Consider the following 8,472-nt stretch of genomic DNA (forward strand, 5'->3'; position numbering starts at 1 on the left):
GTCCAGCAGGGCGGGCACCGCCGCCGCGGACCGTTCGTCGCCGTCAAGGTCGACGAGGGTGATGCCGCCGGGGAGTTCGTCCGGCCCCGGCGCCGTTTCCGGGAAAGGTGGGCACTCAGGCGGGCGGGGCGAGCTCGAACGGGCTGAGCTCCGGGAAATGACAGGCGACCCGGCGCCCGTTGACCTCCGTGAGCCGCGGCCGCTCGGTGCGGCACCGGGCCGCGGCCTTGAAGCACCGCGGATGGAAGGCACACCCCGCGGGCGGGTCGGCCGGACTCGGCGGATCCCCGCGCAGCACGATCCGCTCCCGCGCCCGCTCGGCCGCCGGATCGGGCAGCGGGATCGCCGACAGCAGCGCCCTGGTGTAGGGATGCGCCGGCGAACCGTAGATCACGTCCCGCGCCCCGATCTCGACGATCCGGCCGAGGTACATCACGGCGACCCGGGCGCACACGTGCCGCACCACCGCCAGGTCGTGCGCGATGAACACGTACGCCAGGTCGAGTTGCCGTTGCAGGCGGGCGAGCAGGTTGGCGATCTGCGCCTGGATCGACACGTCGAGCGCCGACACCGGCTCGTCCGCGACGACGAGGCGGGGACGGCTGACCAGCGCGCGGGCGATCCCGATCCGCTGCGCCTGCCCCCCGGAGAACTCGTGCGGGTACCGGTCGATGTGCTCGGCGCCGAGCCCGACCAGCTCCAGCATCTCCTGGACGAGGTGGCGCGGAGCCTCCTCGCCCTGGGCGCGCAGCGGCGCCGCCACGATCGAGCCTACGGTGTGCCGCGGGTTCAGCGACGAGAACGGGTCCTGGAAGATGATCTGCAGGTCGTGGCGGAGCGAACGCATCCGCCGCTGCGACAGCCCGGTGATGTCCTGCCCGTCGAAGGTGATCCGCCCGGCGGTGGGGTCCAGGAGCCGGACGAGCATCCGCCCGGTGGTGGACTTCCCGCAGCCGGACTCGCCGACCAGCCCGAGCGTCTCCCCGGCCCGCACCTCCAGATCGAGGCCGTCCACGGCACGGACGGCGCCGCGCCGGGTGTGGAACGTCTTGGTCAGCCCGTCCAGTTTCAGCAGGGGCGTCACGGTGTCACCTTCTTCGTGGCCGTCAGGTGGCACGCCGCCTGGTGAGACGTGCCCTCCAGGTCCGGGCGGACGGTCTCGCACGTCGCGATCCGGTCGGGGCAGCGCGGATGGAACGGGCACCCCGCCGCCGGAGTCAGCGGAGACGGCGGGGTGCCCGCGATCGGGGTCAGCTCACCGGCCGGGCCGGTGAGCCGGGGCAGCGAGCCGAGCAGCCCGCGCGTGTAGGGGTGGCGGGGCTCGGCGAACAGCGCGTCGACGTCCGCCCGCTCCACGGCCCGTCCCGCGTACATGACCAGGACGTCGTCGGCGACCCGCGCGACCACCCCCAGATCGTGCGTGATCATCAGGACGGCGAGGCCCCGCTCTCGCTGGATCGTCGCGATCAGCTCCAGGATCTGCGCCTGGACGGTCACGTCCAGCGCGGTGGTCGGCTCGTCGGCGATCAGCAGGTCCGGCTCACACGCCAGCGCCATGGCGATCATGACGCGCTGGCGCATGCCGCCGGAGAACTGGTGCGGGTAGTCGCCGGCGCGTTCGCCCGGATCGGGGATGCCGACGTCGGCGAGCAGCTGCACGGCGTGCTTGTGCGCCGCCCGCCGGGACGCGCCGAAGTGCAGCCGCCGCGCCTCGGCGATCTGCTCGCCCACCCGGTAGTGCGGGTGCAGCGACGACAGCGGGTCCTGGAAGATCATCGCGACCCGGCGGCCGCGCAGCGCGCGGATCTCCTCCCGGCCGGCGCCGACGACCTCGGTGCCGGCGACGTCGATCGACCCGGTCACCCGGGCCCGGTCGTGCAGCCCCATGATCGCGAGGCTGGTCACGGACTTGCCGGAGCCGGACTCGCCGACGATGCCGAGGGTGCGGCCCTCGTCAACGGTGAACGACAGCCCGTCCACCGCGCGGGCAGTGCCCTTCGGGCCGGTGAACTCGACGGTCAGGTCCCGGACGGTCAGCAGGCTCATTGGTATCTCACCTGGGGGTCGAGCACGGCGTAGAAGAGGTCGACGAGGAGGTTGGCGAACGTGATGAAGAACGCGGCCAGCAGCGCGACGCCCATCACGACCGGCTGGTCGGACTTCTCGATGGAGTCGATCGTGAGGCGGCCGAGTCCGGGCAGCCCGAACACGCTCTCGGTGATGATGGCGCCGCCGAGGAGCGCGCCGAGGTCCATGCCGAAGACGGTGAGGACGGGGGTGAGCCCGGCGCGGAGCCCGTGCTTGGTGACGACCGTCCGCTCGGGCAGGCCCTTGGCGCGAGCCGTCCGGATGTAGGGCTCGGCCATGGTCTCCACCATCGACGCCCGCGACAGCCGCGCGTACATCGCCGCGTACAGCAGGGCGAGGGCGACCCAGGGCAGGATGAGGTTCTTCACCCAGCCGATGGGGTCCTCGGCTATCGGAACGTAGCTGGAATAGGGCAGCAGGCCGCCGATCTGCACGACGAGGACGGTCAGCGCCATCGCCGTGAAGTAGATCGGCAGGGACGCGGAGGTCAGCGTGCCGACCATCATCGTCCGGTCGAGCAGCGAGTCCTTGCGCAGCGCGGAGACGACCCCGACGGTGACGCCGCCGACGAGCCACAGGACGGCGGCGCCGATGCCGATCGACACGGTCGTGGGGAGGCGCTGCATCATCAGGTCCCAGACCGGCATGTTGTTCTGGTAGGAGAACCCGAGGCACGGGAAGTGGCACTGGACGGCCAGCGGCCCCGTCCCGTAGGTGCGTCCGGCGAAGATGCCGACCAGGTAGTCGGTGAACTGCTGCCAGATCGGCCGGTCGAGCCCCATCTGGTGGTGGAGCATGGCCAGCCGTTCCGACGTGCACGACTTCCCGCACGCCTGGAGCGCCGGGTCGGCGGGGAACACGAAGAAGATCACGAACGTGACCGCGCAGATGACGAGCAGGACGCCGGCGACCCCGGCGAGGCGCAGCGCGATGTAGCGGATCACCGGCCACCCCCGCGCGGGTCGAGGGCGTCCCGGAACGCGTCGCCGAGCAGGGTGAACGCGAGGACGGTCAGCAGCAGGCACACGCCGGGCACCACGAAGAACGTCGGGTCGACCTGGTACCAGTCGATCGCCTTGGCCATCATCTGCCCCCAGGACGAATCGGGCGGCCGGACGCCGATGCCGAGGAACGACAGCGCCGCCTCCGTGCCGATGTTGATCGGGACGGTGAGCGTCGCGAAGACCAGCACCGGGGCGAGCAGGTTGGGCAGCACCTCGCGGAACACGATCCGCATGCGCAGCATCCCGGACGCCCGCGCCGCCTCGACGAACTCCCGGTTGCGGACCGAGAGCGTCTGCCCGCGCACGATCCGCCCGATATAGGGCCAGCCGAAGAAGCCCATGACGAACACCAGCTCCAGCTTCCGGTTGGCGTCCGGCAGCACCGACACCAGCGCGATCATGAAGATGAGGTGCGGGAACGACAGGACGAGGTCCATGACGCGGCTGATGAACGCGTCGACCCGGCCGCCGGCGAACCCGGCGACGAGCCCGAGCACGGTGCCGACCGCGGTGGACACGACGGTCGCCGCGACCGAGATCAGCAGCGAGACTCGAGCGCCGTAGACCATGCGGCTGAACACGTCCCGTCCGCTGCCGGGCTCGACGCCCAGCCAGAAGTCGCCGTCGATGCCGCCGAACGCGCCCTTGGGCGCGCCCGCGAGCGCCTTGTCGATCTTCTCGGGGTGGAACTCGTTCGGGCCGTGCCCGTTGAGCGCGGTGAGCAGCGGGGCGGCGAGCGCCATCAGCACGAACAGCGCGATGATCGCCAGCCCGGCGAGCGCGGCGGGGTCGCGGCGCAGGCGCCCGCCGGCCAGTCGCCAGGGCGACCGGCCGGCGGGCGCCGGCACGCTGCCCGCCGCCTCGGTGAGGGGCGGGGCGCTCACTACTTGACCCCGATGGTGGCGAAGTCGAACTCGCCCTCCCAGATGGGGTGGCCGAAGGCGCCGGTGACCTTGGAGCCGTGCAGCAGCGGCAGCTTGTCGTGGATCAGCGGGACCATCGGCGACAGCTGCATCAGCTCCCGGTCGACGGCCTGCCACTGCGCCGGATCGTTCGCCTTCACGGCCGCTTCGATCTTGTCGTTGATGGCCTTGTCGTCCATCTGGGAGACGACGGTGTTGCCCTTCGGCGTGATGTTGCGCCCGTTGAAGATCGGCGGGATGAACGAAGAGGCGGACGGGTAGTCGGCGCACCAGCCGTAGAAGACCATCTCGTCCTCCTTCTTGATGTCGCCGATCGTGTCGTAGTAGACGCTCTTGGCGACGGAGTTGATCCGCACCTTCACGCCGACGCGGGCCAGCCCCTGCTGGACGGCTTCGGCCTCGGCCTTGCCCTGCTCGGTGCTGGTGGTGGTCAGATCGATCGAGAAGCCGCCGTCCTTGCCCGCGGCGGCGAGCAGCTGCTTGGCCTTGACCGGGTCGCCGGTCGGCGGCGCGTGGAAGACGTCCTGTGCCTGCCCGCCGGTCATGGCCGGCGGGAGGTAGGAGCCCGCCAGCTCGCCGACGCCGCTGCCGCCGTGCGCGGTGCGGTACGCCTCCTTGTCGATCGCGTACTGCATCGCCTGCCGGACCTTCGGGTCGTCGAACGGCGGCTTGGTGGTGTTCAGCCCGAGGAAGCGGGTGCACAGGCTCGTCGCGCTGACGAACCGCTTCTTCACGTCCGGCCGGGTGAGGATGCGCGGCATGCTCGCCGGCGCGACGCTGTAGAGCGTGACGGCCCGCTGGTCCTTGCCCTGGTCGGCGATCAGGCGCTGGTCGATGCTGGGCTGCGCGAGGCCCTCCTCCACGACGATCTTGTCAGGGTTGGCCTGGCGGACGCCATCCGACGCCTTGCTCCAGTGGGTGTTCCTGACCAGTGACAGCTTCTGGCCCCGGTCGTACGACTCCACCTTGTAGGGGCCGGACGAGAAGGGCCGCTTGTCGTAGTTGACGCCGGTGTCCTTGGCCTTGGGGACGGGCGCGAACGTCGGCAGCGTCGTGATCTTCGGCCAGTCCATCGACGGTTCCTTGAGGTGGAACACGATGGTCTGGTCGTCCGGCGTCTCGATGGAGTCCAGGCCGCCCTTGTCCTTGTAAGGGCCCTTGTACTTGTCGCCGTCCTCCAGCATCGTCCTCGCGTACCCCGGGCCTTCCGGCAGATCGGGGGCGAAGGAACGCTCCACGCCGTACTTGACGTCCGCGCTGGTGATGGGCGAGCCGTCCTCGAACTTCAGCCCCGGCTTGAGGTGGAACGTCCACGTCTTGCCGTTGTCGGACGTCATGCCGGTGTCGGTCGCCATGTCCGGGACGACCTCGGTGCCCGCTTGGCCGGGCTTGGCGGCGTACGTCGTCAGCGTCCGGTAGAGCAGCCGGGTGCCGAAGTCCATCGCGAACATCACGTAGTTGCGCTGCGGGTCGAGGTGGGCGAAGTCCTGCGTGTACAGGACGGTGAGGGTGCCCCCCGCCTTGGCGGCGGGCGCGTCGTCTCCCGATCCGCAGGCGGACAGCCCGCCCGCGACGGCGAGTGAGAGGGCGAGGGCGAAACAGGTCCGTACCGGACGTCTCATGGCATCTCCGTGCATTGTCGGGCGGAGTGCAATATAAAATAGTACTGTGCAATTGCACTGCAAGCCCCGTTACCGAATCTCCACCTCCGGGAACACGCACATGGATGACCGCTTCACCACGGGCAGCCACGATCTGCCCGTATCCAAGGCCCTCGCCTCCTTCATGACGCGGGACTGGGCCGCCGCCGACAAATCGCCTCCCGACCGCCTCGTCGTGGCGCCGTACGCAAGCGCGCGCCGCGCCGCCCTGTCCGCGCACTTCCCCGGCGAACGCCTGGTCCTGCCCGCCGGGCCGCCGAAGGTCCGCAGCAACGACTGCGACTACCGGTACCGCCCGCACACCGCCTACGCCCACCTCACCGGGGACACCGCGGCCGACACTGGGACCGGCGCCGTCCTGGTGATGGAGCCGACCGCCGACGGGCACGACGCCATCCTCTACCATCGGCCCCGGTCACCGCGCGGTGATGGAGGTTTCTACCGCGACCGCCGGCACGGGGAGTTCTGGGTCGGCCCCCGCGCCACCCTCGCCGAGACAGCGGAGAGGCTGGCGATCACCTGCGCGCCCCTCGACGACCTCGAGAAGGCGCTGCGCGGCCCCGGCCCGACCCGCGTGATCCGCGACGTCGACCCGGAGGTCGACCGGGCGGTCCCGGCGGCGGATCCGCAGCCGGACCGCGAGCTCGCCGCCCGTGCCGCGGAGCTGCGCCTGGTCAAGGACGACTGGGAGATCGCTCAGATCCAGGCCGCCGTCGACCACACCGTGACCGCCTTCACCGAGGTCGCCGCGGGGCTGCCGCAGGTCACCGGCGTGCCGCGCGGGGAGCGCTGGGTGGAGGGCACGTTCGAGCGCGTCGCGCGCATCGAGGGCAACGGGGTCGGCTACGAGACGATCGCCGCGTCCGGCGCGCACGCCTGCGTCCTGCACTGGACCCGGAACGACGGGGCGCTGCGCCTCGGCGACCTGCTCCTACTCGACGCCGGCGTGGAGACCGACACGCTCTACACCGCCGACATCACCCGCACCCTCCCGATCAGCGGCTGGTTCACGCCGCGCCAGCGCCAGGTGTACGACCTCGTCTACCACGCTCAGGAGGCCGGCCTCGCCGCCATCCGCCCTGGCGCCCGGTTCCGCGACTTCCACATGGCCGCGATGCGCGTCATCGCCGAGGGCCTGGAGGACTGGGGCGTGCTGCGCAGCGCGGAAGAGGCGCTCGATCCCGAATCGGGCGTCTACCGTCGCTACACCCTGTGCAGCAGCGGGCACATGCTCGGCATGGACGTCCACGACTGCGCGGCGGCGCGCGCGTCCGAGTACCTCGACGGGGTGCTGCGGCCCGGCCACGTCCTGACCGTCGAGCCCGGCCTCTACCTCCAGCCGGACGATCTGACGCTCCCGCCGGAGCTGCGGGGCATCGCCGTCCGGATCGAAGACGATGTGCTGGTGACCCAGCAGGGCGCCCGCCTGCTGTCGGCGGAACTCCCGCGTCACCCGGAAGAGATCGAGCTCTGGATGCAGTCCCTCTCCTGAGAGTACGGATCCAGAAAACACGAGCGGGCGGTGCCGCCCCGCAGCGGCACCGCCCGCCCGTGCCCATCCGTGGTGGATCACCCGCTGAGCAGGGAGACCCCCCAGGTGGACAGGGCGCGGCCGATCGGTTCGTGGATCATGCCGCATCCGGAGTTGGGGCCGCCGCTGAGGATGCCGTGGGCGTAGTTGCCGTAGAAGACGCCGCTGCCGCTGTCACCGGGGCCGTCGCACGCGGTGCTCCAGGTCATGCCGGCGAGCGTCCGGTTGGGGTAGGAGACGGTGGCGTCGACCTCGGTGACCGTTCCGCAGGTGTAGCCGGTGGTCGAGCCCTGCTTGCAGACGTACCCGCCGACGTAGTCGCTTTCGCTGCCGTAGACGGGAGTGGTGTAGAGCACCCAGCCGCGCGGCTGCCACCAGCTCGGGTTGTCGACCGAGATGATCGCGGAGTCGCCGTACCAGCCGAAGGTGTAGTTGGCCACGCCGCCGACGTTCTGGTAGCCGTAGCTGTAGGTGGAGACGTCCCACCAGTAGCCGATCTCGGCGCAGTGGCCGGCGGTGAGCATGTAGTACCGGCCGCCGGAGTACGTGGTGAACGCGCTGGTGCAGCGTGCCCCGTTGGTGAAGATCGCCAGGCCGGAGCGCAGCGGCGGGTCGCAGGCGTAGTCGTCGTAGCAGTACTTGGGTACTGACTTGTGCGCGTAGGTGCCGACCTGCACGGCGTCGCCGAACTGGTGCTCGGCCCAGCGCAGCACGTCCTTCTGGGCGGGGGTGAGGGCGGCGCCGCGCAGGCTGTTGAGCTTCACCACGTTGCGGGAGGTGATGATGCCGGTCTGCAGGCCGTTCTCAGCGCCCTTGTTGGCTTTGGCGACGCGTTTGGCCAGGGCGGCGGACACCTGCTGGAGGTGCCGGAAGCTGTACTTGACCGTGGTGGTGTTGGTGTCGCTCATGCCGGACGCCTCGGCGGTGGTGCGTGCTTTGGGCGCCGCGGTGGCCTTGGTCGCCTTGGTGACGCCGATGGTGAGCCTGCCGCCGTGCTTCTGGTCGATCCAGGCGCCGCCGTAGGCCGCGCCGAGATCCTTGCGGATCTTGGAGGCCAGCTTGAGCTGGGCCGGCTGGCGGTCGGCGCGGCGCCGCGCCTCGGCGGCCGAGATGTGGTGGTCCTTGGTGATCTGCTTGACGAGTGCCTGCTTGGCCTCCTTCTGGGTCTGGGTCTGGGATCTGGTGCTCGGGGAGGGGGCGGGGGGCGCGCCGCGGCCGGGGGGCGCCCCCGCCGGGGGCCCGGGGGCCCCCCCCGCCCGGTGGTA

The 8,472-nt window shown here is 70.9% G+C and carries 7 protein-coding genes and 1 pseudogene; 1 reads left to right on the top strand and 7 read right to left on the bottom strand.

What is annotated here, in order from left to right; translation table 11 throughout:
* Nucleotides 1-115: 115 nt before the first annotated feature.
* From ABTW95_RS30150 to ABTW95_RS30170, 5 genes are read right to left on the bottom strand one after another with little or no spacing between them, the layout of a single operon-like run.
* Nucleotides 116-1,084, bottom strand: a complete 969-nt coding sequence (locus ABTW95_RS30150) for an ABC transporter ATP-binding protein (protein WP_500228062.1) — start codon at nucleotides 1,082-1,084, stop codon at nucleotides 116-118.
* On the bottom strand, nucleotides 1,081-2,046 hold the full coding sequence (locus tag ABTW95_RS30155; RefSeq protein WP_500228063.1) for an ABC transporter ATP-binding protein: 966 nt from the start codon (nucleotides 2,044-2,046) through the stop codon (nucleotides 1,081-1,083). The genes ABTW95_RS30150 and ABTW95_RS30155 overlap by 4 nt, the downstream gene beginning before the upstream one ends.
* On the bottom strand, nucleotides 2,043-3,032 hold the full coding sequence (locus tag ABTW95_RS30160) for an ABC transporter permease (RefSeq protein ID WP_500228064.1): 990 nt from the start codon (nucleotides 3,030-3,032) through the stop codon (nucleotides 2,043-2,045). The genes ABTW95_RS30155 and ABTW95_RS30160 overlap by 4 nt, the downstream gene beginning before the upstream one ends.
* Nucleotides 3,029-3,976 (bottom strand): ABC transporter permease, encoded by a 948-nt coding sequence (locus ABTW95_RS30165; protein ID WP_500228065.1) that lies wholly within the window; start codon nucleotides 3,974-3,976, stop codon nucleotides 3,029-3,031. The genes ABTW95_RS30160 and ABTW95_RS30165 overlap by 4 nt, the downstream gene beginning before the upstream one ends.
* A complete protein-coding gene (locus ABTW95_RS30170; RefSeq protein ID WP_500228066.1) occupies nucleotides 3,976-5,637 on the bottom strand; it encodes an ABC transporter substrate-binding protein in 1,662 nt (553 codons plus the stop codon). Before ABTW95_RS30170 ends, ABTW95_RS30165 begins: the two co-directional genes overlap by 1 nt.
* 100 nt (nucleotides 5,638-5,737) lie before the next feature.
* Here ABTW95_RS30170 and ABTW95_RS30175 point away from each other — a divergent pair, with 100 nt between their 5' ends.
* Nucleotides 5,738-7,168, top strand: coding sequence for an aminopeptidase P family protein (locus tag ABTW95_RS30175; RefSeq protein WP_500228067.1), 1,431 nt, complete (start codon nucleotides 5,738-5,740; stop codon nucleotides 7,166-7,168).
* 77 nt (nucleotides 7,169-7,245) lie between these two features.
* Here ABTW95_RS30175 and ABTW95_RS30180 read toward each other — a convergent pair whose 3' ends face one another.
* Together ABTW95_RS30180 and ABTW95_RS30185 are read right to left on the bottom strand one after the other, a co-directional pair.
* Nucleotides 7,246-8,115, bottom strand: coding sequence for a S1 family peptidase (locus ABTW95_RS30180; RefSeq protein WP_500228068.1), 870 nt, complete (start codon nucleotides 8,113-8,115; stop codon nucleotides 7,246-7,248).
* Nucleotides 8,116-8,163: 48 nt separating this feature from the next.
* Nucleotides 8,164-8,337, bottom strand: a pseudogene (locus ABTW95_RS30185) (protease); the annotation flags it as partial.
* Nucleotides 8,338-8,472: the final 135 nt, after the last annotated feature.

The sequence above is a fragment of the Spirillospora sp. NPDC127506 genome, from assembly GCF_040302145.1.
GTDB lineage: Bacteria > Actinomycetota > Actinomycetes > Streptosporangiales > Streptosporangiaceae > Spirillospora.

Coding starts and splice junctions, on each gene's coding strand:
- ABTW95_RS30175 (WP_500228067.1), top strand. CDS start 5,738: ATGGATGACCGCTTCACCACGGGCAGCCACGATCTGCCCGTATCCAAG.
- ABTW95_RS30155 (WP_500228063.1), bottom strand. CDS start 2,046: ATGAGCCTGCTGACCGTCCGGGACCTGACCGTCGAGTTCACCGGCCCG.
- ABTW95_RS30180 (WP_500228068.1), bottom strand. CDS start 8,115: ATGAGCGACACCAACACCACCACGGTCAAGTACAGCTTCCGGCACCTC.
- ABTW95_RS30170 (WP_500228066.1), bottom strand. CDS start 5,637: ATGAGACGTCCGGTACGGACCTGTTTCGCCCTCGCCCTCTCACTCGCC.